Source organism: Paracoccus sp. ME4 (assembly GCF_046736325.1).
Classification (GTDB): domain Bacteria; phylum Pseudomonadota; class Alphaproteobacteria; order Rhodobacterales; family Rhodobacteraceae; genus Paracoccus.
The window spans coordinates 178,882-201,139 of sequence record NZ_CP151278.1; the positions used below are offsets into that span (position 1 = coordinate 178,882).

The following is a 22,258-nucleotide window of genomic DNA, read 5'->3' on the forward strand; positions in this document are numbered from 1 at the left end:
GCCCCGCCGGGTGCAAGGCGTCATTCTGTCCGGCCCAGCTCCAGCCGTGCCATGAAGTCCAGGAACGCCGCCAGCGATGCGGTGACCAGCTTGCGGCTGGAATAGACCACATGGATCGGCACGCCGGGCAGGGCGTGATCGGGCAGGACCTGCACCAGCAGTCCGCGCGCCAGATCGTCGGCCACCTGGAATTCGGGGGCCAGCGCGATGCCCTTGCCCGCCACGGCCAGCGCGCGCAACAGCTCTCCGTTGTTGCTGGAGAAAGCCGGGGTGATCTTCTGATAGACGACATCGTTCCCGTGGCGCAGCGGCCAGGTGCCGGGGCCGCGCAGGTTGGTGTAGTGCAGGCACAGATGGTCGCGCAGGTCCGACGGCTGGTCAGGGCTGCCGTGGCGCGCGACATAGTCGGGCGAGGCGACCAGCAGGATGTTCGCGTCATGCAGGCGGCGGGCATGCAGGCTGCTGTCCTCCAGCGTGCCGATGCGGATCACCGCGTCGAAGCCGTCGCGGGTCATGTCCGACCGGCTGTCGTCCAGCACCATGTCCAGCTGGATGTCCGGAAAATCCTCCATGAAGCGCATCAGGTGCGGCTTCAGGACCTTCAGCGTGTACTGGACCGGCGCGCCCACCTTCAGCGGACCCGAGGGGCGGCTGGAGGCGGCGCGGACGGCCTCGAAGGCCGCGTCCAGCTGGGTCAGGATCTGGGCCACGCGGTCGTGGAAAGCCTGGCCCGCCGCGGTGGGCGTCACCGCGCGGGTGGTGCGGGTCAGCAGGCGGGTCCCCAGATCGGCCTCCAGATCGGCGATCATCTTCGAGCACATGCTCTTGGAGACGCCCATGCGGCGGGCGGCGGCGGCAAAGCTGCCCTCCTCGATGATGGCGACGAAGCTGCGCAGCACCTTGATGTCCATGTCCCGGTTCCCGCCTGTCACCGGATATGGAAAAGGGCCGCCACCCCGGTGGGGATGGCGGCCCGTCAGCCCCATCAGGGGCCGTCCGGTCGCATGATCAGTAGAAGCCGCGGCTGGAATTATCAATGCTGGCGGTTTCTTCGGTCGTGTTGATGCGGGTGATGGTCACCAGGTCGTCGGCCTTCAGGCCAGCCTGCGACAGCTCGCGCGCGGTCATCACGTCGCCGGCGGGAACCTCGACGGTCTGTGCGGGCGCCTTGGGGGTGGTGAAATCGCTGGAGGAGGCGGCCATCGCGCCACCGGCGGTCAGGGACAGGGCGACCAGGGCATAAGCAAAGTTTTTCATCGTCATTTTCCTTGTTCTTGCAACATCTTGGAAGCGGTGGCGCGCCGGGTGCCCGCCCATTCCCTTCCGATGACTGTCAGATAAGGGTTACAAAAACGAAAGATTAGGCGCGAAAACGCGCGCTCTGTGTTCGATGGGACGGGACAATCGCACAGGATCGTCCCGTCGGATCGATCAGGCCGTACAGACCTGCGCGATGCGTGCCAGGATCGCGTCGGGCTGACCGTCCAGCGTGGCCGATTGCCGCGGGCGGCCCTCCCACGCGCCCAGGGGACCCTGGCGGTCGGCGGGGTTCATCAGCGTCAGGCCCAGGGCGATGCCTTCGGACAGAACGCGGACCTCGCCCTGGGTCAGGGTGAACAGGTCGGGATCGGTCAGATAGACGGCGGCGGTGCAGTCATGGACCAGCATCCCGTCATAGCCCGCCGCCTGGTAGAAGCCGACATAGCCCTGCGACAGATCGGCCACCAGCTGCATCCCCGCGCCGCCCCGCGCCCCCAGATCGGCCAGGGTGGCGCTGTCCATGAAGGTGCGCGTGGTCAGGTCCAGCGGCACCGCGACCACCGGCCAGCCCGCGCCGAAGACCACGTCGGCGGCCAGCGGGTCGCCCCAGATGTTCGCCTCGGCCGCGGGGGTGATGTTGCCGGGCACGCGGAAGGCGCCGCCCATGATCACCACGTCGCGCACCAGGCCTGCGATGTCGGGCGCCATCTGCACCGCGCGCGCCAGGTTCGTCATGCGCCCTACGGCCAGCACCCGCACCTCGCCCGGATGGGCGCGGATCGTGTCGATCAGGAACTGCGCGGCGGTGTCGGGGCCGTCGACCGGGGCCTCGGGGGTGGGGTGATTGCCCAGGCCGTTGTCGCCATGGATATGGGTGGGCCAGAATTCGGGCGGCATGTCGGGGGTCATCGGCCCCTCGGCCCCGCGATGGACCGGGGCGTCGTGCCCCCAGGCCTGCAGCAGGAAGCGCGCATTGCGGGTGGTCATCGCCACCGGCGCATTGCCGAACACGGTGGTCACGCCCAGCAGCTCGATCTGCGGGTGGCGTACCAGATAATAGAGGGCCAGCGCGTCGTCCACGCCGGGGTCGGTGTCAAAGATCACCTTGTGCTGGGTCATCGTCATGTCCTGTCTGTGATCGGCCCGATGTAACGTCCCACCGGGCCGCGTCAACAGCCGGTCACAGCGACATGGTGGCCTTGACCGCACGTCGCCACGCGTCATAGCGCGCGGCGCGGTCGTCCTCCTCCATCGCGGGGGTGAAGCTGCGGTCCAGCGCCCAGTCCTTGGCGAAACCGGCCATGTCGGGATAGATCCCCGGCCCCTGCCCCGCCAGCCAGGCGGCACCCAGGGCCGTCGTCTCCAGCACCTTGGGCCGGTCGACGGGGGCGCCCAGGATGTCAGACAGGAACTGCATCGCGTAATCGGATGCGCTCATGCCACCATCGACGCGCAGCGCGGTTTCTCCCTTGGGCTCCCAATCGGCCTTCATCGCCTCCAGGAGGTCGCGGGTCTGGAAGCCCACCGATTCCAGCGCGGCGCGGGCCAGCTCGGCCGGACCGGAATTGCGCGTCAGACCATAGATCGCGCCGCGGCTGTCCGGCGACCAATAGGGCGCGCCCAGGCCCGTGAAGGCCGGGACCAGGATCACCTGCTGGCCGGGATCGGCGCGTTCGGCCAGGGGCTGGGTCTCCTTCGCGTCGCGGATGATCTTCAGCCCGTCGCGCAGCCATTGCACGACCGCGCCCGCGATGAAGATCGAGCCTTCCAGCGCATAGGTCGGCTTGCCGTCCAGCTGATAGGCGATGGTAGTCAGCAGGCGCTGCGTGGACGCCACCGGCTTGTCCCCGGTGTTCAGGAGCGCAAAGCAGCCGGTGCCATAGGTCGATTTCATCATGCCCGGCTCGAAGCAGGCCTGGCCCACGGTCGCCGCCTGCTGATCGCCCGCGACGCCGGTGATGGGGATGGGGCGCCCGAACAGGTCGGGCCGCGTGGTACCGAAATCCGCGGCACAGTCCTTGACCTCGGGCAGCATCGCCATGGGGATGTCGAACAGGCCGCAGATGGTCTGCGACCAGCGGCCCTTGTGGATGTCGTACAGCATCGTGCGCGCGGCATTGGTGGCGTCGGTCGCATGGACCGCGCCGCCGGTCAGGTTCCAGATCAGCCAGCTGTCCACCGTGCCAAAGGCCAGATCACCCGCCTGCGCGCGGTCGCGGGCACCGTCCACATGGTCCAGGATCCATTTCAGCTTGGTGGCCGAGAAATAGGGATCGACCAGCAGCCCGGTGCGGGCGGTGATCATGTCTGCATGGCCCGCGGCCTCCAGCTCGCGGCAGAAATCGGCGGTGCGGCGGTCCTGCCAGACGATGGCGTTGTGGACGGGCTTGCCGGTCTTGCGGTCCCAGACCACGACGGTCTCGCGCTGGTTGGTGATGCCGATGGCCTCGATGCGCGGGTTGCCGCATTTCTCGATCGCGGCGCGGCAGGTTGCCGCCGTGCTGGCCCAGAGGTCCGCGGGATCATGTTCGACCCAGCCCGATTGCGGGAAATGCTGGGGGAACTCCTCCTGCGCGCTGCCGCAGGGCTTCATGTCGCCGTCGAAGACGATGGCGCGGGACGAGGTCGTGCCCTGGTCGATGGCAAGGATATGGGTCATGGGCGGTCCTTTCGTCACGAACGGGGGGCGCGGATCGACCGCGCCCCCCTCAGGCTAATGGGCAAGGATCATTCCTGCCAGCGCTTGATCAGCTCCTCATAGGCGATGGTGACCGGCGCGGGCTTCTCGTTCTCCAGCTTGGCGACGGGTGCGCCGGGCTGGTCGATCCAGTACTGGGGATCCTGCTCCTCGTTCAGGACCGGACCCAGATCACCCTGCACGCCGGACCGCTCCAGGCGCGACAGCACGTCCTCCTGCTGTTCGCACAGCGCGTCCAGCGCCTCCTGCGCGGTCTTGGCACCCGAGGAAGCATCGCCGATGTTCTGCCACCACAGCTGCGCCAGGCGCGGATAGTCGGGGATGTTCGCCCCGGTATCCGACCAGCGGACCCGGTCGGGCGAGCGATAGAACTCGACCAGACCGCCCAAGCGCGGCGCGCGTTCGGTGAAGCTTTCGTGGCGCACGGTGCTGTCGCGCACGAAGGTCAGGCCGACATGGCTCTTCTTGGTGTCGACGGTCTTAGATACGATGAACTGCGCATAGAGCCAGGCGGCCTGCGCGCGGTCCACGGGGGTCGACTGCATCAGCGTCGCGGCACCCACGTCCTGATAGCCGACCTTCATGCCCTCCTCCCAGTAGGCGCCATAGGGCGAGGGGGCCATGCGCCATTTCGGCGTGCCGTCCTCGTTCATGACCGGCAGGCCTTCCTTGACCATGTCGGCGGTGAAGGCGGTGTACCAGAACATCTGCTGGGCGATGTTGCCCTGCGCGGGGACCGGGCCCGCCTCGCTGAAGGTCATGCCCGCGGCGGCCGGGGGCGTGTAGTTCTGCAGCCAGTCGATGTATTTCTCGATCGCATAGACGGCGGCCGGGCTGTTGGTCGCCCCGCCCCGCGCCATGCACGATCCCACCGGCTGGAAGTTGTCGTTCACGCGGATGCCCCATTCGTCGACCGGGAAGCCGTTCGGCTCGCCCTTGTCGCTGGCCCCCGCCATGGACAGCCACGCATCGGTGAAGCGCCAGCCGAGCGACGGGTCCTTCTTGCCATAGTCCATGTTGCCATAGACCTGCTGGCCGTCGATCTCGCGCCCGGTGAAGAACTTGGCGATGTCCTCGTAGGCGGACCAGTTCACCGGCACGCCCAGGTCGTATCCGTATTCGGCGCGGAACTCGGCCATGATATCGGGGTCGGTGAACCAGTCGTGGCGGAACCAGTAGAGGTTCGCGAACTGCTGGACGGGCAGCTGGTACAGCTTGTCGTCGGGCGCGGTCGCCTGCGCCAGGCCGATGAAGTCGTCCAGGTCCAGGCCGGGGTTCGTGAACGCGGCCCCCTCGCCCGCCATCCAGTCGGTGATGTTGCGGACCTGCTGATAGCGCCAGTGGGTGCCGTCCAGGTCGGCATCGTTGATGTAGAGGTCATAGACGTTCTCGCCGGTCTGCATCTGGGTCTGCAGCTTCTCGACGACGTCGCCCTCGCCGATCAGGTCATGGGTGACCTGGATGCCGGTGATGGCGGTGAAGGCCGGGGCCAGGACGCGGCTTTCGTATTCGTGGGTGGTGATCGTCTCGGACACCACGTTGATCGACATGCCGGCCAGGGGCTGGGCGGCGTCGATGAACCACTGCATCTCGGCCTCCTGCTCCTCGCGGGTCAGGACGGACTGGTCGCCGATCTCGGCGTCCAGGAAGGCGCGCGCGGCCTCCATGTCGGCAAAGGCGGGGCCGGACAGGGCCAGCATGACCGCCGTGGTCGTCATCAGTCTCAGGTTCATCGGATTCCCTCCCTGGGATTGCGGTCTTGGTGTGGGCCCGGCTCCTCCGGCCGGGCGGGCTGTCGGGTCTAGACCCACCGGAAGACGGCGGCGGCATAGGCCAGACAGATCAGCATCGCCCAGGGTTGCATGTCCGCGCCCATCGTCCCCAGCCAGGCCAGGTTGATGAAGGCGGACCCCAGAAGCGTGATGAACAGGCGGTCGCCGCGCGTGGTCTCGATCCCCAGGACACCGCGGCGCGGCGTCTCGGGGAAGCGGACCGCCAGCACCGTGAAGGTGACCAGCAGAAGCGCGATGACGAGAAAGAAGATCGCGGTCGGCAGCGTCCAGGCCATCCATGACATGACGTATCCTCCTCAGACGCGGCCCAGGGCAAAGCCCTTGGCGATGTAGTTGCGGACGAACCAGATGACCAAGGCCCCCGGCACGATGGTCAGCACGCCCGCCGCGGCCAGCACGCCCCAATCGACGCCCGATGCCCCTTGGGTCCGGGTCATGGTCGCGGCGATCGGCTTGGCCGCGACCGAGGTCAGCGTCCGCGACAAGAGCAGCTCGACCCAGCTGAACATGAAGCAGAAGAAGGCCGCGACCCCGATCCCCGAGGAGATCAGCGGCATGAAGATCCGGGTGAAGAACCGCCCGAAGCTGTAGCCGTCGATATAGGCGGTCTCGTCGATCTCCTTCGGTACGCCGCGCATGAAGCCCTCCAGGATCCACACGGCCAGCGGCACGTTGAACAGGCAATGCGCCAGCGCCACCGCGATATGGGTGTCGAACAGCCCGACCGACGAATACAGCTGGAAGAACGGCAGCGCGAACACCGCGGGCGGCGCCATGCGGTTGGTCAGCAGCCAGAAGAACAGGTGCTTGTCGCCCATGAAATGATAGCGGCTGAAGGCATAGGCCGCCGGCAGCGCCACGGCCACGGAAATCACCGTGTTCATCACCACATAGATCAGGCTGTTCACGTACCCCATGTACCAGGCCGGATCGGTCAGGATGGTGGCGTAGTTGGCGAAGGTCAGGTTCCGGGGCCACAGGCCGAAGGTGCCGGTGATCTCGCTGTTGGTCTTCAGGCTCATGTTGATCAGCCAGTAGATCGGCAGCATCAGGAACAGAAGATAGAGGATCATGACGACGGCGCTGCCGTTGATGCGCTTGCCCATGGCTCAGCCCCTTTTGTCCAGGTTGGTCATGACGGTGTAGAAGACCCAGGAGATCAGCAGGATCACCAGGAAGTACATCATCGAGAAGGCCGCCGCCGGACCCAGGTCGAACTGCCCGAGCGCCATCTTGACCAGGTCGATCGACAGGAAGGTCGTCGCGTTGCCCGGCCCGCCCCCGGTGACCACGAAGGGTTCGGTATAGATCATGAAGCTGTCCATGAAGCGCAGCAGGATGGCGATCATCAGCACGCCCGCCATCTTGGGCAGCTCGATATAGCGGAACACCTTCCAGCGGCTGGCCTGGTCGATCCGCGCCGCCTGGTAATAGGCATCGGGGATCGATTGCAGCCCGGCATAGGCCAGAAGCGCCACCAGAGAGGTCCAGTGCCAGACATCCATCACGATGACGGTCGCCCAGGCATGGATCGGGTTCTGGGTGTAGTTGTAGCTGATGCCCATGGCGTCCAGCGTATAGCCCAGCAGGCCGATGTCGACGCGCCCGAAGATCTGCCAGATGGTGCCGACGACGTTCCACGGGATCAAGAGCGGCAGCGACATCAGGACCAGCACCACGCTGGCCCAGACCCCGCGCTTGGGCATGTTCAGCGCGACGAAGATGCCGAGCGGGATCTCGATCGCGATGATGATGGCCGAGAAGATCAGCTGGCGGCCAAGCGCGTTCCACATCCGGTCCGAGGAGAGCAGGTCCTCGAACCAGCCCAGCCCATTCCAGAAGAAGACGTTGTTGCCGAACGTGTCCTGGAACGCGTAGTTGACCACGGTCATCAGCGGGATCACCGCCGAGAACGCGACCAGCACCAGCACCGGCAGGACCAGGAACCAGGCCTTGTGATTGACGGTCTTTTCCATGGTCCCCCCTTACGCCGCAGCCACGCGCCAGTCGTCGGCATAGATGTTCACGCGGCCCGGATCGAAGACCGCGCGGGTCATGTCCGCGCCGATGGCCTGATCCTCGGGCGCGATGATGTTCAGGTCATGCCCCGACAGGTCGGCGCGGATGATGCGGTGGCGGCCCACGTCCTCGATCCGGCGGATGGTCACGGGCAGGCCCTCATGCGCCGACAGGCGCACATGTTCCGGGCGGATGCCCAGCTGCACCTTGCCCGACAGCGCGCCATAGCGGCCCGCCAGCGCCGTCGTGCCGCCCGGCACCTGCGCCTCGTGACCCGCCACGGTGGCGGGCAGCAGGTTCATGCCGGGCGAGCCGATGAAATAGCCCACGAAGGTGTGCTCGGGCCGGTCAAACAGCTCCTCTGGCGTGCCGATCTGGACCACGCGGCCGTCATACATGACCACCACCCGGTCGGCGAAGGTCAGCGCCTCGGTCTGGTCATGGGTCACATAGATCATCGTGTGGCCGAAATCATGATGCAGCTTCTTCAGCTGGGTGCGCAGCTCCCACTTCATGTGGGGGTCGATCACGGTCAGCGGCTCGTCAAACAAGAGCGCGTTCACGTCCTTCCTGACCATGCCGCGGCCCAGGCTGATCTTCTGTTTCGCATCCGCCGTCAGGCCGCGGGCCTTGCGGTCCAGCATGTGCTCCATGCCGATCATGCGGGCGATCTCGGCCACGCGTTCGGCCACATAGGCCTCGGGGCGGCCGCGGTTCCTCAGGGGAAAGGCCAGGTTGTCGCGCACGGTCATGGTGTCGTAGACGACCGGAAACTGGAACACCTGCGCGATGTTGCGTTCGGCCGTGGGCGCGCGGGTCACGTCCACCCCGTCGAACAGGATGCGCCCCTGGCTGGGGATCAGCAGCCCCGAGATGATGTTCAAGAGCGTCGATTTACCGCACCCGCTGGACCCCAGCAGCGCATAGGCCGCGCCGTCCTGCCAGTCGTGGTTCAGCTCCTTGAGCGCGTAATCCTCCGGGCCCTTGGGATGGGCCGAATAGGAATGGGCGAGGTTCTCAAGCGTGATCTTGGCCATGACCCCTCCTCAGGCGGCGCTTGCATAGGCGGCGGGGGTGACCATGCGGCCATCCTCGGCAAAGACATAGACGTGGCGCGGGTCCAGCCAGACCGGCAGCACCTGCCCCAAAGGCAGATCGTGGATGCCGTGGATCAGGCCGACCCACCGCTGGCCGTGATGATCCAGATGGACGAAGGTCTCGGACCCGGTCAGCTCAGTCACGACCAACGTCGCATCGAACGACACCGCGTCGGGGGCATGCCGCGACAGGTGCAGGTGGTTCGGCCGGAACCCCGCCAGATAGCGCCCGTCGGGCAGCGCGGGCATGCCCGCGACCGACGCCCGCCCGCCCGCCACCTGAAAGGGCAGGAAATTCATCGGCGGATCGCTGAACACCCGCGCGGTGGTCGCATCCACCGGCTGGCGATAGACCTGCGGCGTCGGCCCGAACTGCGTCACCCGGCCCTCCCACAGGGTCGCGGTGTTGCCGCCCAGCAGCAGCGCCTCCTCCGGCTCGGTGGTGGCATAGACGAAGATCGCGCCCGATTCCGCGAAGATGCGCGGGATCTCGACCCGCAGCTCCTCGCGCAGCTTGTAGTCGAGGTTCGCCAGCGGCTCGTCCAAGAGCACCAGACCGGCGTTCTTGACCAGCGCGCGCGCCAAGGCGCAGCGCTGTTGCTGGCCGCCCGACAGGTCCAGCGGCTTGCGCTCCAGCATGGGGGTCAGGCGCATCATCGCGGCGGTCGCGCGCACGCGGCGGTCGATCTCGGCCCGGTCGACGCCCATCAGGCGCAGGGGGGATGCGATGTTCTCATAGACCGTCATCGCCGGATAGTTGACGAACTGCTGATAGACCATCGCGACCTTGCGGTCCTGGACCCGCATGCCGGTCACGTCGCGGCCCTCCCAGAGGATGCGGCCCTGTGCCGGGCGGTCCAGCCCGGCCATCAGCCGCATCAGCGAGGTCTTGCCCGACAGCGTCGGCCCCAGCAGCACGTTCATCGTGCCGCGCTCCAGAACCAGATCGGTGGGATGGACATGCACCTGCCCCTCGACCACCTTCGTCACGCCCTGCAACTCTAACGTCATGTCCCCTCCCAAGGCCCTCCCGACGGTCTGCTATTCTGCGGCCGCCCCCCGCGCCCAACGGGCCTGCATCCATTCATCCAGGACCTGCACCTGATCGGCGCTCAGCCGCAGGCCCAGCTTGGTCCGCCGCCAGACGATGTCCTCCGCGCGGCGGGCATATTCATGATCCATCAGCCAGACGACCTCGGCCTCGGTCAGGGTCGCCCCGAAATCGACGCCCAGATCGGCGGGCTGGCGCGACCCCGCGACGATCGCCGCGGCCTCGGTCCCGTAGGCACGGATCAGCCGCCGCGCCCAGGGCTCGGTCAGGAAGCCGTGCTCGCGGCGCAGCTGTGCGACCAGCGTCGCGACCCCGTCCACCGGGAAGTTCCCGCCCGGCAGCGGCACGCCGCGCGTCCAGGGGCCCGGCAGGTCGGCAAAGACCGTGCCGATCTTCTCCAGCGCGGATTCGGCCAGCCGGCGATAGGTCGTGATTTTGCCGCCGAAGACGTTAAGCACCGGCGCGCCGCCGTTGCGGTCGACCTTCAGCGTATAGTCCCGCGTTGCGGCCGTCGCGCTCTGCGCGCCGTCGTCATAGAGCGGCCGCACCCCGGAATAGGACCAGACGACATCCTCCACCGAAAGCTGGCGGCGGAAGTACTGGTTGGCGAAGCGCAGCAGATAGTCGCGCTCCTCCGGCGTGCATTCGGGCTTGACCGAGGGGTCCTGATGGTCGGCATCGGTGGTGCCGATCAGGGTGAAGTCGCCCTCGTAGGGGATCGCGAAGATGATCCGCCCGTCGGTGCCCTGGAAGAAATAGCATTTGTCGTGGTCGTAAAGGCGGCGCGTCACGATGTGGCTGCCGCGCACCAGGCGCACGCCCTCGGTCGAGTTCAGGCGGATCGTGCCCTGGATGAGGTCACCGACCCAGGGACCGCCCGCATTGACCAGCATCCGGGCGCGGTGCTCGGCGGTCTCTCCGGTCTGCGCGTCGCGCGTGGTCACCACCCAGTGGTCGGCATGGCGCTCGGCGGACAGGACCCGCGTGCCGACGAGGATGCGCGCGCCCCGCGCCTCGGCGTCGCGCGCGTTCAGCACGACCAGGCGCGAATCCTCGACCCAGCAGTCGGAATACTCATAGGCCTGGTGGAACCGCTCCTGCAGGGGCGCCCCTTCGGGCGTGCCGTCCAGCGACAGCGTCCGGGTGCCGGGCAGGATCTGCCGCCCCCCCAGGGTGTCGTACATGAACAGCCCCAAGCGGATCAGCCAGGCCGGGCGCCGGCCGCGCATCCACGGCATCACCCGCCCCAGCAGCTTCGAGGTGGGCGTGTCGGATTCGAACCGCATGTCGGGATGGTAGGGCAGCACGAAGCGCATGGGCCAGCTGATATGGGGCATGGCGCGCAGCAGCACCTCGCGCTCGATCAGGGCCTCGCGGACCAGGCGGAACTCGAAATACTCCAGATAGCGCAGGCCGCCGTGGAACAGCTTGGTCGAGGCGCTGGAGGTGGCCTGCGCCAGATCGCCCATCTCGGCCAGGGTGACGGACAGGCCGCGGCCGGCCGCGTCCCGGGCGATGCCGCATCCGTTGATGCCGCCACCGATCACGAACAGATCGACCATGTTCCCCGAAGCTGTCACCCGTCGCCGTCCTTTCGCATCGTCCCACGGCATTTCTGGCCCGCTTCGCCGCAAAAAGAAAGCATTTTGTTTTCGTTTTCTTTCACTTCAGCTTAATCTCATTAATTCAGTGGGATGCAGCGGTTAGGTCATCGTCTCTGCCCCGTTTCCGGCCCGATTCGCGCAGCATGCGGCCCGCATGAAGGTCGCAATCCTGCATGATCTGCACAAAACGCGCGAAAGCGAACATCTTGCCTGATCCGCCATGCCGTGCATGATCGCGCCATAACCGGAGACGATTCATGTCGCAGACCTTCCGCCAGCCCGAGATCCTGGAGATCGCCCGCCGCGACGGCAAGGTCACCGTCGAGGGGCTGGCCGCCCATTTCGGCGTCACCCTGCAGACGATCCGCCGCGACCTGACCGACCTGGCCGAGGCCGGCCGGCTGGAGCGGGTGCATGGCGGGGCGATCCTGCCCTCGGGCGTGGCCAATATCGGCTACGAGGAACGCCGCGCCCTGCATCACGACGCCAAGACCGCCATCGCGCGCGCCTGCGCCGCCGAGGTTCCCGAGAAGATCAGCCTGTTCCTGAACATCGGCACCAGCACCGAGGCCGTCGCCCGCGAACTGCTGGGCCATCGCAACATGCTGGTGGTGACGAACAACATGAACGTCGCCAACATCCTGGCCGCCAATGCCGATTGCGAGGTGATCGTGACCGGCGGCAACCTGCGCCGCGCCGATGGGGGGCTGGTCGGCACGCTGGCGGCCGAGACCATCCGGCAGTTCAAGTTCGATCTGGCGGTGATCGGCTGTTCGGCGCTGGACCGCGACGGCGACCTTCTGGACTTCGACATCCAGGAGGTCGGCGTCAGCCAGACCATCCTGCGCCAGTCGCGCAAGACCTTCCTGGTGGCCGACCATTCCAAGCTGTCGCGCAGCGCGCCCGCGCGCATCGGCTCGCTGTCGCAGCTGGACGCGGTCTTCACCGACCGCTCCCTGCCTGTGGATTTGTCGCGCGCCTGCGAGGCGTGGCAGACGCGCGTGGTGCTGGCGTGACCTACTGCGCGGCGGCCTGGTCGCGGTCGCGATAGGCGGCGATGGCATCGGCCACCATGCCCTGCGCCACGTCGGCGCCGTCGAAGCCGCTCAGTTCGACCAGTTTGCGGCCCTCGGGCAGCTGCTTGTAGACGCGGAAGAAGGCTTCGATCCGCTGCCGCTCGATCTCGGGCAGGTCGGTGATGTCGCGGATCGCGTCATAGGTGGGGTCGATGTCGCTGGCGGGCACGGCGATGATCTTGCTGTCCTCCTCGCCGCCGTCGATCATGTTCAGCACGCCGATGGCGCGCGTCTTGATGACCGCGCCCGGCACGATGGGCTCGCGCGTCAGGATCAGCCCGTCCAGCGGGTCGCCGTCCCCCGCCAGCGTCGCGGGCAGCGATCCGTAGTTCGCCGGATAGACCACCGGCATCGACTGATAGCGGTCGACGAAGACATAGCCGTGATCGGGGTCGATCTCGTATTTGGTGAAACTGCCGGCCGGGATCTCGATCACGGTCAGGAAATCCGTGCCCTCCTCGGGGTGCGGATAGGTGAAGGGGTGCTGCATCTGGGCATGGGCGGCACCCGCGGTCAGCAGGAGGAGGGCGATGGCCGGCAGGGTCATGGGTCAGGCTCCGTTTGGGATCGGAGCCTGATAGCCGCGCATTGTGACGCGGCGATGACGTCCGCGCGACGGTTCAGACCGCCATCCTGGCCTGGCCGAAGCCGGACGGTCGCGCGCCCGACGCGGGCGAGGTGCGGAACTGCGCCGCGCGGGCGGCCAGCTGTTCGGTCTGCTCCTCGAGGCCGCGGGCGGCGGCGGTGGTCTCCTCGACCATGGCGGCGTTCTGCTGGGTCACGCGGTCCATCTGGTCGGCGCCTTCGGAGAGGGCGCGCAGGCTGTGGGACTGCTCTCGCGTGCCGGTGGCGATCCGGGTGATCGTCTCGCGCATCCGCGACACCTGCTCGACGATCTCGACCAGCGACAGGCCCGAGGCCCGGACCAGGTCCGCCCCCTCGCGCACCGAGGCGTTCGAGCGGCCGATCAGGGTCTTGATCTCATGCGCGGCCTCGGCGGTCTTGTGGGCCAGGGCGCGCACCTCATGGGCCACCACCGCAAAACCGCGACCCGCCTCGCCCGCCCGCGCCGCCTCGATGCCCGCGTTCAGGGCCAGGAGGTTCGTCTGGAAGGCGATCTCGTCGATCACGGTGATGATCGTGCCGATGCGCTGCGTCGATTGCTCGATCTCACCGACGGCGACCACCGCGTTGCGCACGATCTCTCCGCCGCCCTCGGCGCTGTGCTGGGCGGTCTCGGCGCCGTGCTGCGCCTCGCTGGCGCCCTCGGCCGCCTGCCCCACCCCGCGCGACACCTCGCCCAGGGCTGCGACCGTCTCCTCCAGGTTCGCGGCCTGCATCTCGGTGCGCTGCGCCAGATCCTGGGCCGCGACGCTGATCTCGGCCAGGCCCGCGCGCATGACCGCCACGCCCTCGACCACGCCGCCGAAGGCGCCGTCCAGCTGCTCCAGCGCGTCGTTGAACTGACGGCGGATCGGATCGAACTCGGGCGCGACGGTCTCGGTGATGCGCACGGTCAGGTCCCCGGCGCTCAGACGCCCGAAGCCCCGGCTGATCGCGCCGACGAAATCCTGCAGCTGCGCCGCGCGTTCCTCGGACTGCTGGACCATCGCGGCCTGGCGCGCGTTCACCGCCTCGGCCTCCCCGGCCAGCTGGTTGCGCTCGATCGTGGCGCCGCGGAAGGTCTCGACGGCGCGCGCCATGGCACCCAGCTCGTCGCGGCGGGTCAGGCCGGGCGTCTCGGCTGCGGTATCGCCGCGGGCCAGCCGGTCCATCATCGCGGTCAGCGCGCGGATCGGACGCCCGATGCTGCGCGACAGCGGCACCGCGCAGGCGACCAGCGCCAGCACCAGAAGACCCGACCACAGCGCCCCCCGGCGCATCTCGGCCATGAAGTCGGTGTTCAGGTCGTCCACATAAAGACCCGCCCCCACGATCCAGCCCCAGGGCTCGAACATGCGGGTATAGGACAGCTTGGGCTGCGGCTCTCCGCCCGACAGGCGCTCGACGTGATAGTCGGTGAAGCCGCCGCCTGCCTGCGCGGTCTGGATCATCGCGCGGATATGCAGCTTGCCATGGGCATCGGTCACGTCCCAGGCCATCGTGCCCTCGCGCGACAGGTCGGGATGCATGATCCGCAGTCCGCGCGGATCATAGATGAAGACGTAATCGCCGTCGCCGTAGCGGATCGCGCGCGCCGCCTCGCGGGCGCGATCCTGCGCCTCGGCCACGGTCATCACGCCCGATTCGGCCGCTTGGGCGAAATGCGCCAGGATGCTGACGGCGCTGTCCACCTGCGCCGCGATCATGGCCTGCCTGTCCTTCCACATCGCGCGGTGCAGGCCCTGCAGCTGCACGGACATGGCCAGCACGCTGAGCAGCACCGCGACCCCGATCATGAGGGTCAGTTTCCGTGAAATTCCAAAGCTCATCCCGCCGTCCTTCGCGCTGTTCCCCTGCCGGAGTAGCGGGCAACCGTGAAGATTCGGTTCACGCGGGCGCAGGGCGCAGGGCGCTCAGGCGGCGACGACGGCCTCGGCGCGGCACAGCATGCCGAACAGGTCGCGCGGATCGTCGGGGTCGGCGATCATGTCCAGCTGCTGGAACAGGCCCGTCCCCTGCAGGCGGCCGTGGATGTGGCGCAGGGCGCTGAAATCCTCGATGGCAAAGCCCACGCTGTCGAACAGCGTGACCTGCCCCGCGTCGCGGCGACCCGGGGCCTGGCCGGTGATGACCTGCCACAGCTCGGTCACGGGATGATCGGCGTCCAGCTGCTGGATCTCGCCCTCGATCCGGGTCTGGGGCGGATATTCGACGAAGATCCCGGAGCGGTGCAGGATCGCGGGGGCCAGTTCGGTCTTGCCCGGACAGTCGCCGCCGACCGCGTTGATGTGGACGCCGCCGCCCACCATGTTGTCGGTCAGGATCGTCGCATACTGCTTGTCCGCGGTGCAGGTGGTGATGATCTGCGCGCCCAGGATCGCGGCCTCGGCCGAGTCGCAGGGCACGACCCTCAGGCCCCGCCCGGCCAGGTTCGCAACGCATTTGCGCGTCGCCGCCGGGTCGATGTCATGGAGGCGGACCTCCTCGATGCCGCAGACGGCCTTCATGGCCAGCGCCTGGAACTCGGCCTGCGCGCCGTTGCCGATCATCGCCATCACCCGCGCGTCGCGCGGGGCCAGCCACCGGGCCGCCATGGCGCTGGTCGCGGCGGTGCGCAGCGCGGTCAGGATGGTCATCTCGGAGAGCAGCACCGGATAGCCGGTCGCCACGTCGGCCAGTACCCCGAAGGCGGTGACGGTCTGCAGCCCGCGGCGCATGTTGCCGGGATGGCCGTTCACGTACTTGAACCCGTATTGCTGCCCGTCGGAGGTGGGCATCAGCTCGATCACGCCGATGTCGGAATGGCTGGCCACGCGGGGCGTCTTGTCGAATTCGGGCCAGCGGCGGAAATCGGCCTCGATCGCCTCGGTCAGCTCGACCAGAAGGCGCTCGATCCCGACATGATGGACCAGGCGCATCATGTGATCGACGCTGACGAACGGCACAAGGGCTTGGCGGGAGGGCAGGGTCATGAATCGGCTCCTTCGACGTCACGGGCCGCGCGGCAATGCGTGCGCAGCGTCCTTTTGCGTCAGTATCCTGCGCGGATCGGGATGGATTCAACTGGACGTTCCGCCAATCTGGCAGCATTATCGACCGGATCGGACAGGGTGACGTGTCGAAATGGACGATCTGGATCAGCGCCTGATGGCGGAACTGCGCCGCGACGGGCGCGCCTCGGTGCAGCATCTGGCCGACAGGCTGGGCGTCAGCCGCGCCACGGTCCGCGCGCGCATGGCGCGGCTGCATCAGGAGGGCGAGATCCTGGGCTTCACCGCCGTCACGCGCGGCGATCTGGCGGATGCCCCGGTGCGCGGGCTGATGCTGATCGGGATCGAGGGGCGCGGCGGCGAGCGGATCATGGCGCGCCTGTCGGGCATGGCGCAGGTGACCGCGGTGCATTCCACCAACGGGCGGTGGGACCTCGTGGTCGAGATCTCGGCCCAGTCCCTGCCGGAGCTGGACGAGGTCCTGCGCCGCATCCGCAACCTGGACGGGGTGGTGAGTTCGGAGACGAACCTGCTCCTCTCCTCGCGCCGCGCCTCGTCCCGCTGGAGTTGAGCGGCCCGACCACGTCATGGTGATGGAACGCCGCAAGATGGGCGACGTTTGCGATGACACGTTTTGGGAGGATACGACCGTGAACCACGCAGACCACACCCGCCTCGATGTCAGCGAACTGACCGACGCGGTCCTGACCGGCGCCACCGTCTATGGCCCCGGCGACGAGACGATCGGCACCATCTCCCACGTCCACGGCATGGGCGAGGGCGCGCATGTCATCATCGACGTCGGCGGCTTCCTGGGCATCGGCGCCAAGCCGGTCTCCGTGCCGGCATCCAAGCTGGACCTGATGCGGGACGGGAACGGAGAGGTTCACGCCGTGACGACCTGGACAAAGGAAGACCTCAAGGCGATGCCAGAACACCATCATTGAACTTTTTCAGACTAGGCTCCAGACTCATTGAGTTTCACAGCCAGAACAAGACGGTTGCGGCGAGCATAATAGCTGAGAAGAACGTTTCCGGGCAGCGGTCATAACGGGTTGCGACGCGCCTCCAGTCCTTCAGACGCCCGAACATGATTTCGATGCGGTTACGCCTTTTGTAACGCCGCTTGTCGTATTTGACGACCTTCTTGCGGGACTTCCGTCCGGGGATGCAAACCTTTATCCCCTTGTCTTTCAACGCGTCTCTGAACCAATCAGCGTCGTAGCCCCTGTCGGCCAGAAGCCACCCAGCCTTCGGCAGGCTGCCCAGCAGCGCCGCCGCGCCGGTGTAATCGCTGACCTGGCCGGCCGACATGAAGAACCCGATCGGCCGCCCGTTGGCATCGGCGACAGCGTGCAACTTGGTGTTCATACCGCCTTTGGTGCGCCCGATCTGGCGCCCGCGCCCCCCTTTTTCACCCCAAGGCTTGAGGCCGTGCGGTGTGCCTTGAGATAGGTCGCGTCGATCATGATCGTCTTGTGCTCGGCGCTCTCGGCGGCAAGGCCGACCATGATCCGGGCAAAAACCCCGTTGTCGCTCCAGCGCTTCCAGCGGTTGTAGAGGGTTTTGGCCGGGCCGTATTCCTTCGGCGCGTCACACCACCGCAACCCATTGCGATTGATGAAAATTATGCCGCTCAGCACGGGCCGGTCATCGACCCGCGGCTTGCCATGGCTCTTTGGAAAGAATTGCTTCAGCCGCTCCATCTGTTCGTCCGTCAGCCAGAAAAGGTTGCTCATCTCCATCCCGTCAGTTCGGGGGCTTGAATCATGCAGGCCCGGCGGCCTCAAGCCAATCAATGGGTCCTGACCCTAGGCCAGTCACGTCGAAAAATGTCACAGTCTTAAGCAAGCAGTCGTGACGTCGACCACATAAAACCTGCAAGTCTCAGCCAATGCATCCCGCAGACCGGCAATCCCGCTGGCAGTCCAAAAACGCCGCCGCCAGAGATATTCATACGTCCGATAATCCTGTCAGGCACCACTCACTGCTCTGGCCCGAAGAGACGTATGGTCTTTGGGCCGGTGACCAAGGTCCAGCCTACCTTCCTCACCAAAGCCGCGCGAACCGACGGAAAGGTCGACAGTGGTTATGGCGCATCGTCTTGTCGCAAAGAGGCGAACGCACGCGACGCTTGGCATCGTTGCGGTTGGTTGTCATAGTCCGTGTCATTCTCTGTGTTTGACATTCCTCCCGGAGGCTTCCTCATGAACGCCCCCCTTCGCCAGGCGGACCGGCTTGGCCGGCTTTTCACCGACCTGGGTCCCGACGTCCTGTCGCTGCTGCGCTTTGACGGGACGGACCATCTGAACGACCTCTTCGAGTACCGCATCGAGGCGCTGGCCGCCCGGGACGACCTGGATTTCGACGCCCTCATCGGCACCCATGCCACGGTCGCCATCGACGGCCCCGAGGGCGTGCAGCATTTCGACGGCATCGTCACCCGCGCCCGGTGGGCCGGCGTGGGCGAGAACGGGCACCGCCACGACCTGACCCTGCGGCCGTGGTTCTGGCTGGCCGGGCGCCGCCGCAACCAGCGGATCTTCCACGACAGGACCGTCGTCCAGATCCTGCAGGAGCTGCTGGCCGACTATGCCCAGCTGGGCGATCCGGCGCTGACGGTGCAGCTGTCGCAGGACTATCCGGTGCTGGAATACACCGTGCAGTATCGCGAATCCGACCTGGATTTCGCCCGCCGCCAGATGGAGCGGGCGGGCATCAGCTTTCACTTCACCCATGCCGCGGGCAGCCACAGCCTGGTGCTGACCGACGACGTGCTGGCGCACGAGACCATCGGCGCGCGGCCCTTCCGCTCCTATGACGGCCATCACCAGGCCGAGGGCGAGCATTTCTGGGACTGGGCGCCCGAGCGCAATCTGACCACCGGCGCGGTCCGGCTGACGGACTACAACTTCACCGCGCCCGACCAGGCGATGGAGACCGACCGGCAGGGGGACGCGGCCCATGCGCAGGGCCGGATCGAGAGCTTCGACTATCCGGGCGACTATCCGGCGCAGGATGTGGGGCGGATCGTGGCGGGGCTGCGCATGGCGCAGGAGCGCGGCGCGGACCGCAGGAACCGCGCGGCGGGCGACTGCGTCAGCTTGCGCGCGGGCAGGCGGGTGACGCTCTCGGGGGCGCCGGTGCCGGGCACGGGCGAGACGCATCTGTGCCTCTCGGCCGCGCACAGCTTCGTGTCCGAGGCCTATGGCTCGGGCGGGCCGGGCAGCGACGGCTATTCCTTCACGGGGCGCTACACGCTGATGCCCGACACCGCGCCGATGGCGCCGCCGCGCCGCACCGCCGTGCCGGTCGTGCACGGCCCGCAGACCGCGATGGTGGTGGGCGAGGGCGAGATCGACTGCGACGCGTTCGGCCGCATCCTGGTGCGCTTCCACTGGGACCTGGAGGGCGCGCAGTCCATGCGCTGCCGGGTCAGCCAGAACTGGGCGGGCAATGGCTGGGGCGGGATGGTGATACCCCGCATCGGCATGGAGGTCGTGGTCGAGTTCCTCGAGGGCGATCCCGACAAGCCCCTCGTCACCGGATGCGTCTATAACGGCCGGAATGGGGTGCCATACGCCCTGCCGGAGAACAAGACGAAGGCCGTCTGGCGCTCGGACAGCCACGAGGGCCAAGGCTTCAACGAGATCAGCTTCGAGGATCAGGCCGGGCGCGAGCGCATCTATGTCCACGCCCAGCACGATCACGAGGTGCATGTCCAGAACAACCGCGCCAAGCGGGTCGATGTCACCGAGGTCGAGAGCATCGGCAACAGCAAGTATTCCGAGATCGGCATGGATTACAGCTTCCAGGTCGGCGGCAATGCCACGACCGAGATCGGTGCGTCGGACGTGCAGCTCGGTGCGACAAGGGCGTTGGCGGCGTTCGACGACGGCCCGCTGAGGCTGGCCTATGAGGCGACGCAGAAGGGCGGTCCGGATGCCGCGCGCGGGCATTACACCCTGATCGTGGCGCAGTCGCGGACCGAGGCGGTCGGCACGCAGTCCACGACCCGCATCGGCGACAGCGCGAGCCTGGCGGTCGGCACGTCCTATTCGATGAACGTGGGCGCCAGGATGTCCGTCACCACCGGCACGGACCTGTTCGAATCCGTCGGCGGCGGGCGCTATTTCCACGTCGCCAAGGAGATCGACCTGCGCTGCGGCGCCTCGCGCCTGCTTCTCAGAAGCGACGGCGTCATCGAACTGACGGGCGTGCATATCAAGCTGAGCGCCGACCGGATCGAGATGAACGAATGATCCGCGCCTTCGCCGTCTGCGGTGCCGTCATCCTGTCCGCCGTTCCCGCCGGCGCCCGTGCCGATGACTGCACCCTGCCGGGAGAGCCGCCCGCCCTGCTGACGGCGCTGCTGTCGCCCGACTGCTTCCAGGCGGTGATGCCCCGGCCCGCGGACCCGCGAATGGCGATGGATTTCGGGTTTCCCTCGCTGCTCTTCACCCTGTTGCCCGAGGCCGAGGCGGTGGAGATCGTGTCGCTGGCCCAGCAGGAAGGCGATCGGGGGTTCTTTGCCGCGGATACCGGAATTCTGGACAGGCTCGACAGGCTTCCCCGACCCGTGGCCGATTTCGTCGCCGCGTCGCTGGCGCCCGAGCCGGCACTGTCGGCGGGTCGCGCCGGCCCCGATTTCCTGATGGCCTTGCCCCTGTGGGGCAGGCCCGAAAACGCCACGCTGCTGGCCGGGCATTGCGCCGCGCATGACTGTCAGCCCGCGCCGTCGCAATGCCCGGACCGGGTGGGGCTGTCGGACAAGCTGGCCGTCGCGACCGGAGAGATGACGCTGGAACAGGCGCAGGGCCTGTGCGCGCCCTCCTTCGAATGGCTGCGCGCGCTTCGTCAGGCGGGGCTGGTGGACACGTCCTGCACCTCGACCATGCAGATCAACCAGGCCATGGCCGATCCCGCCCTGCTGGACGCGCCCTGCTATCCGGCGGACCTGTCGCTGGCCGATCTTCCCGCCGCAAGCCCGGCGGACGCGGCGCGCTTTCTGCGCCAGCATCTGCGGCAGGGACCCGCGGCCGCGCCGCTGCCGGAGGGCAGCCTCGACTATATCCGGCAATATTGGCCCGAGATGGCCGCCTATCTCCGGGCGATGCAGCAGGGGGGCACGGACTGATGGTGGAGCTGAGCCGCGAGCAGTTCGAAGCGTTCATGTCCAAGACCGACTTCGACTTCAGCACGCCCGCCGGTTGGGACGCGTTCCTGGCCGAGCGGTCGCAGGGCGGCACCGGGCGCGACGCCGACGGGCTGCAGCTGCGGGACATCAAGAACTATGCGGTCGGCACGGCCTTCGTGAACACCGTCGGTCAGCCGGTGCGCGTCGACATCCATGTGCGGACCATGGGCACCGGGCTGGCTTTGCCGCCGGGCATCCTCTACGTCTATCATCCCGACGCGTCGTGGAAGAAGAAGGTCACCAGCTTCTATGTCGGGCCGCCAAGCTCGTCGCTGGACTTCCAGCTTCAGGCGGGCGGGGGCGGGACACCGACCCGGCCGGAATGGGGTTCCCTCTACTACATCGTCATGAAGTCCGGCGAGATCCCCGGGCGCGGCATGGCCCGGAGGGCGGCCGAACACGCGCTCCGCGACGCGTTCAAGAATGCCGGCTGGTTCTTCACGCGCGGGTTCAAGATGCTGAGCCGGGGCGAGGCGGGCTACAGCGTCAGCGTCAAGGTCGGCGCGAACCCGGTCGTCCGGGACAGCTTCATGCCGCAGAAGATCTTTTCCGACGAGGCGCAGGAGCGGCTGCGCCAGATGGGTCAGCGGGCGATGTCGACCCTTCCCGACCGATGACCGGAGTGCTGATGGACAGGATGGGTGTTCGTGGATGTTGAACCGGCTTGCAACGATCGTCAGGGTCCTGGCCGGGGCAGGGCTGGGCTATGCCCTGTTCGCCTTCGGCGGTCTGGCGATTGGCCTGGGCGTGCAGATGGGCGCGTGGCCGCTGGCGGTGCTGGGGGTGGTCATGGTCCTGGCGGGGTTCTGGCTGGTGGGGCTCTAGGCCGGATGGATGCGGCGCGGCGCCCGGGCGGCGGCGCGGTGATCG

General features: G+C 67.4%; 22 protein-coding genes. 7 read left to right on the forward strand and 15 right to left on the reverse strand.

Going from position 1 to position 22,258, the window contains the following annotated elements; genetic code table 11:
• Positions 1 to 20: 20 nt before the first annotated feature.
• From AACG61_RS19310 to glpD, 11 genes are all read right to left on the reverse strand, one after another.
• Positions 21 to 911, reverse strand: coding sequence for a LysR family transcriptional regulator (locus AACG61_RS19310; protein ID WP_411840194.1), 891 nt, complete (start codon positions 909 to 911; stop codon positions 21 to 23).
• Between the two features lie 97 nt (positions 912 to 1,008).
• Positions 1,009 to 1,257: a hypothetical protein gene (locus AACG61_RS19315; protein WP_411840195.1), complete on the reverse strand. Its 249-nt coding sequence runs from the start codon at positions 1,255 to 1,257 to the stop codon at positions 1,009 to 1,011.
• 174 nt (positions 1,258 to 1,431) lie between these two features.
• Entirely contained in the window at positions 1,432 to 2,379 is a 948-nt protein-coding gene (locus AACG61_RS19320; RefSeq protein ID WP_411840196.1) for a nucleoside hydrolase, read from the reverse strand.
• 61 nt (positions 2,380 to 2,440) lie between these two features.
• Positions 2,441 to 3,919 carry a glycerol kinase GlpK gene (gene glpK, locus AACG61_RS19325; RefSeq protein WP_411840197.1) on the reverse strand — a complete coding sequence of 493 codons (1,479 nt, stop codon included), beginning with the start codon at positions 3,917 to 3,919 and terminating at the stop codon, positions 2,441 to 2,443.
• 68 nt (positions 3,920 to 3,987) lie between these two features.
• Entirely contained in the window at positions 3,988 to 5,691 is a 1,704-nt protein-coding gene (locus AACG61_RS19330; protein WP_411840198.1) for an ABC transporter substrate-binding protein, read from the reverse strand.
• A gap of 68 nt (positions 5,692 to 5,759) precedes the next feature.
• Positions 5,760 to 6,035: a DUF2160 domain-containing protein gene (locus tag AACG61_RS19335; protein ID WP_411840199.1), complete on the reverse strand. Its 276-nt coding sequence runs from the start codon at positions 6,033 to 6,035 to the stop codon at positions 5,760 to 5,762.
• A gap of 12 nt (positions 6,036 to 6,047) precedes the next feature.
• Positions 6,048 to 6,857 carry a carbohydrate ABC transporter permease gene (locus AACG61_RS19340; RefSeq protein ID WP_373946711.1) on the reverse strand — a complete coding sequence of 270 codons (810 nt, stop codon included), beginning with the start codon at positions 6,855 to 6,857 and terminating at the stop codon, positions 6,048 to 6,050.
• A gap of 3 nt (positions 6,858 to 6,860) precedes the next feature.
• Positions 6,861 to 7,727, reverse strand: a complete 867-nt coding sequence (locus AACG61_RS19345; protein ID WP_411840200.1) for a carbohydrate ABC transporter permease — start codon at positions 7,725 to 7,727, stop codon at positions 6,861 to 6,863.
• 9 nt (positions 7,728 to 7,736) lie between these two features.
• Positions 7,737 to 8,807 (reverse strand): ABC transporter ATP-binding protein, encoded by a 1,071-nt coding sequence (locus tag AACG61_RS19350; protein WP_411840201.1) that lies wholly within the window; start codon positions 8,805 to 8,807, stop codon positions 7,737 to 7,739.
• Positions 8,808 to 8,816: 9 nt separating this feature from the next.
• Positions 8,817 to 9,878 carry an ABC transporter ATP-binding protein gene (locus AACG61_RS19355; RefSeq protein ID WP_411840202.1) on the reverse strand — a complete coding sequence of 354 codons (1,062 nt, stop codon included), beginning with the start codon at positions 9,876 to 9,878 and terminating at the stop codon, positions 8,817 to 8,819.
• A 30-nt stretch (positions 9,879 to 9,908) separates the two neighbouring features.
• A complete protein-coding gene (gene glpD, locus AACG61_RS19360) occupies positions 9,909 to 11,480 on the reverse strand; it encodes a glycerol-3-phosphate dehydrogenase (protein WP_411840203.1) in 1,572 nt (523 codons plus the stop codon).
• Positions 11,481 to 11,779: 299 nt separating this feature from the next.
• Between glpD and AACG61_RS19365 the strand changes: the two genes are divergently transcribed.
• Positions 11,780 to 12,538, forward strand: coding sequence for a DeoR/GlpR family DNA-binding transcription regulator (locus AACG61_RS19365; RefSeq protein ID WP_411840204.1), 759 nt, complete (start codon positions 11,780 to 11,782; stop codon positions 12,536 to 12,538).
• A gap of 1 nt (position 12,539) precedes the next feature.
• Here AACG61_RS19365 and AACG61_RS19370 read toward each other — a convergent pair whose 3' ends face one another.
• From AACG61_RS19370 to AACG61_RS19380, 3 genes are all read right to left on the reverse strand, one after another.
• Positions 12,540 to 13,145: an inorganic diphosphatase gene (locus AACG61_RS19370; protein WP_411840205.1), complete on the reverse strand. Its 606-nt coding sequence runs from the start codon at positions 13,143 to 13,145 to the stop codon at positions 12,540 to 12,542.
• A gap of 73 nt (positions 13,146 to 13,218) precedes the next feature.
• A complete protein-coding gene (locus AACG61_RS19375) occupies positions 13,219 to 15,030 on the reverse strand; it encodes a methyl-accepting chemotaxis protein (protein ID WP_411840206.1) in 1,812 nt (603 codons plus the stop codon).
• A gap of 84 nt (positions 15,031 to 15,114) precedes the next feature.
• On the reverse strand, positions 15,115 to 16,173 hold the full coding sequence (locus AACG61_RS19380) for an ornithine cyclodeaminase (protein WP_411840207.1): 1,059 nt from the start codon (positions 16,171 to 16,173) through the stop codon (positions 15,115 to 15,117).
• 151 nt (positions 16,174 to 16,324) lie between these two features.
• Between AACG61_RS19380 and AACG61_RS19385 the strand changes: the two genes are divergently transcribed.
• Positions 16,325 to 16,762: an Lrp/AsnC family transcriptional regulator gene (locus AACG61_RS19385; protein ID WP_411840208.1), complete on the forward strand. Its 438-nt coding sequence runs from the start codon at positions 16,325 to 16,327 to the stop codon at positions 16,760 to 16,762.
• Positions 16,763 to 16,799: 37 nt separating this feature from the next.
• Positions 16,800 to 17,138 (forward strand): PRC-barrel domain containing protein, encoded by a 339-nt coding sequence (locus AACG61_RS19390; protein ID WP_411840209.1) that lies wholly within the window; start codon positions 16,800 to 16,802, stop codon positions 17,136 to 17,138.
• A 34-nt stretch (positions 17,139 to 17,172) separates the two neighbouring features.
• Here AACG61_RS19390 and AACG61_RS19395 read toward each other — a convergent pair.
• A protein-coding gene (locus tag AACG61_RS19395) for an IS5 family transposase (protein ID WP_411840210.1) occupies positions 17,173 to 17,930 on the reverse strand; the annotation gives its coding sequence in 2 pieces (ribosomal slippage) (positions 17,173 to 17,606 and positions 17,606 to 17,930; 759 coding nt in all).
• A 468-nt stretch (positions 17,931 to 18,398) separates the two neighbouring features.
• Between AACG61_RS19395 and AACG61_RS19400 the strand changes: the two genes are divergently transcribed.
• Genes AACG61_RS19400 through AACG61_RS19415 form a run of 4 tightly spaced genes read left to right on the forward strand, consistent with a single transcriptional unit; the run spans position 18,399 to position 22,213 of the window.
• Positions 18,399 to 20,453: a type VI secretion system Vgr family protein gene (locus AACG61_RS19400; RefSeq protein ID WP_411840211.1), complete on the forward strand. Its 2,055-nt coding sequence runs from the start codon at positions 18,399 to 18,401 to the stop codon at positions 20,451 to 20,453.
• Complete coding sequence (locus AACG61_RS19405; RefSeq protein WP_411840212.1) at positions 20,450 to 21,328, forward strand: hypothetical protein; 879 nt, start codon at positions 20,450 to 20,452, stop codon at positions 21,326 to 21,328. Before AACG61_RS19400 ends, AACG61_RS19405 begins: the two co-directional genes overlap by 4 nt.
• Positions 21,328 to 22,005: a hypothetical protein gene (locus AACG61_RS19410; RefSeq protein ID WP_411840213.1), complete on the forward strand. Its 678-nt coding sequence runs from the start codon at positions 21,328 to 21,330 to the stop codon at positions 22,003 to 22,005. Before AACG61_RS19405 ends, AACG61_RS19410 begins: the two co-directional genes overlap by 1 nt.
• A 34-nt stretch (positions 22,006 to 22,039) precedes the next feature.
• Positions 22,040 to 22,213, forward strand: coding sequence for a hypothetical protein (locus AACG61_RS19415; RefSeq protein WP_411840214.1), 174 nt, complete (start codon positions 22,040 to 22,042; stop codon positions 22,211 to 22,213).
• The last annotated feature ends 45 nt before the right edge of the window (positions 22,214 to 22,258 follow it).

Excerpts from the sequence above, each read along its gene's own strand:
- AACG61_RS19310 (WP_411840194.1), bottom strand. The coding sequence starts at position 911 with ATGGACATCAAGGTGCTGCGCAGCTTCGTCGCCATCATCGAGGAGGGC.
- AACG61_RS19315 (WP_411840195.1), bottom strand. The coding sequence starts at position 1,257 with ATGAAAAACTTTGCTTATGCCCTGGTCGCCCTGTCCCTGACCGCCGGT.
- AACG61_RS19320 (WP_411840196.1), bottom strand. The coding sequence starts at position 2,379 with ATGACCCAGCACAAGGTGATCTTTGACACCGACCCCGGCGTGGACGAC.
- glpK (WP_411840197.1), bottom strand. The coding sequence starts at position 3,919 with ATGACCCATATCCTTGCCATCGACCAGGGCACGACCTCGTCCCGCGCC.
- AACG61_RS19330 (WP_411840198.1), bottom strand. The coding sequence starts at position 5,691 with ATGAACCTGAGACTGATGACGACCACGGCGGTCATGCTGGCCCTGTCC.
- AACG61_RS19335 (WP_411840199.1), bottom strand. The coding sequence starts at position 6,035 with ATGTCATGGATGGCCTGGACGCTGCCGACCGCGATCTTCTTTCTCGTC.
- AACG61_RS19340 (WP_373946711.1), bottom strand. The coding sequence starts at position 6,857 with ATGGGCAAGCGCATCAACGGCAGCGCCGTCGTCATGATCCTCTATCTT.
- AACG61_RS19345 (WP_411840200.1), bottom strand. The coding sequence starts at position 7,727 with ATGGAAAAGACCGTCAATCACAAGGCCTGGTTCCTGGTCCTGCCGGTG.
- AACG61_RS19350 (WP_411840201.1), bottom strand. The coding sequence starts at position 8,807 with ATGGCCAAGATCACGCTTGAGAACCTCGCCCATTCCTATTCGGCCCAT.
- AACG61_RS19355 (WP_411840202.1), bottom strand. The coding sequence starts at position 9,878 with ATGACGTTAGAGTTGCAGGGCGTGACGAAGGTGGTCGAGGGGCAGGTG.
- glpD (WP_411840203.1), bottom strand. The coding sequence starts at position 11,480 with ATGGTCGATCTGTTCGTGATCGGTGGCGGCATCAACGGATGCGGCATC.
- AACG61_RS19365 (WP_411840204.1), top strand. The coding sequence starts at position 11,780 with ATGTCGCAGACCTTCCGCCAGCCCGAGATCCTGGAGATCGCCCGCCGC.
- AACG61_RS19370 (WP_411840205.1), bottom strand. The coding sequence starts at position 13,145 with ATGACCCTGCCGGCCATCGCCCTCCTCCTGCTGACCGCGGGTGCCGCC.
- AACG61_RS19375 (WP_411840206.1), bottom strand. The coding sequence starts at position 15,030 with ATGAGCTTTGGAATTTCACGGAAACTGACCCTCATGATCGGGGTCGCG.
- AACG61_RS19380 (WP_411840207.1), bottom strand. The coding sequence starts at position 16,173 with ATGACCCTGCCCTCCCGCCAAGCCCTTGTGCCGTTCGTCAGCGTCGAT.
- AACG61_RS19385 (WP_411840208.1), top strand. The coding sequence starts at position 16,325 with ATGGACGATCTGGATCAGCGCCTGATGGCGGAACTGCGCCGCGACGGG.
- AACG61_RS19390 (WP_411840209.1), top strand. The coding sequence starts at position 16,800 with ATGGGCGACGTTTGCGATGACACGTTTTGGGAGGATACGACCGTGAAC.
- AACG61_RS19400 (WP_411840211.1), top strand. The coding sequence starts at position 18,399 with ATGAACGCCCCCCTTCGCCAGGCGGACCGGCTTGGCCGGCTTTTCACC.
- AACG61_RS19405 (WP_411840212.1), top strand. The coding sequence starts at position 20,450 with ATGATCCGCGCCTTCGCCGTCTGCGGTGCCGTCATCCTGTCCGCCGTT.
- AACG61_RS19410 (WP_411840213.1), top strand. The coding sequence starts at position 21,328 with ATGGTGGAGCTGAGCCGCGAGCAGTTCGAAGCGTTCATGTCCAAGACC.
- AACG61_RS19415 (WP_411840214.1), top strand. The coding sequence starts at position 22,040 with ATGTTGAACCGGCTTGCAACGATCGTCAGGGTCCTGGCCGGGGCAGGG.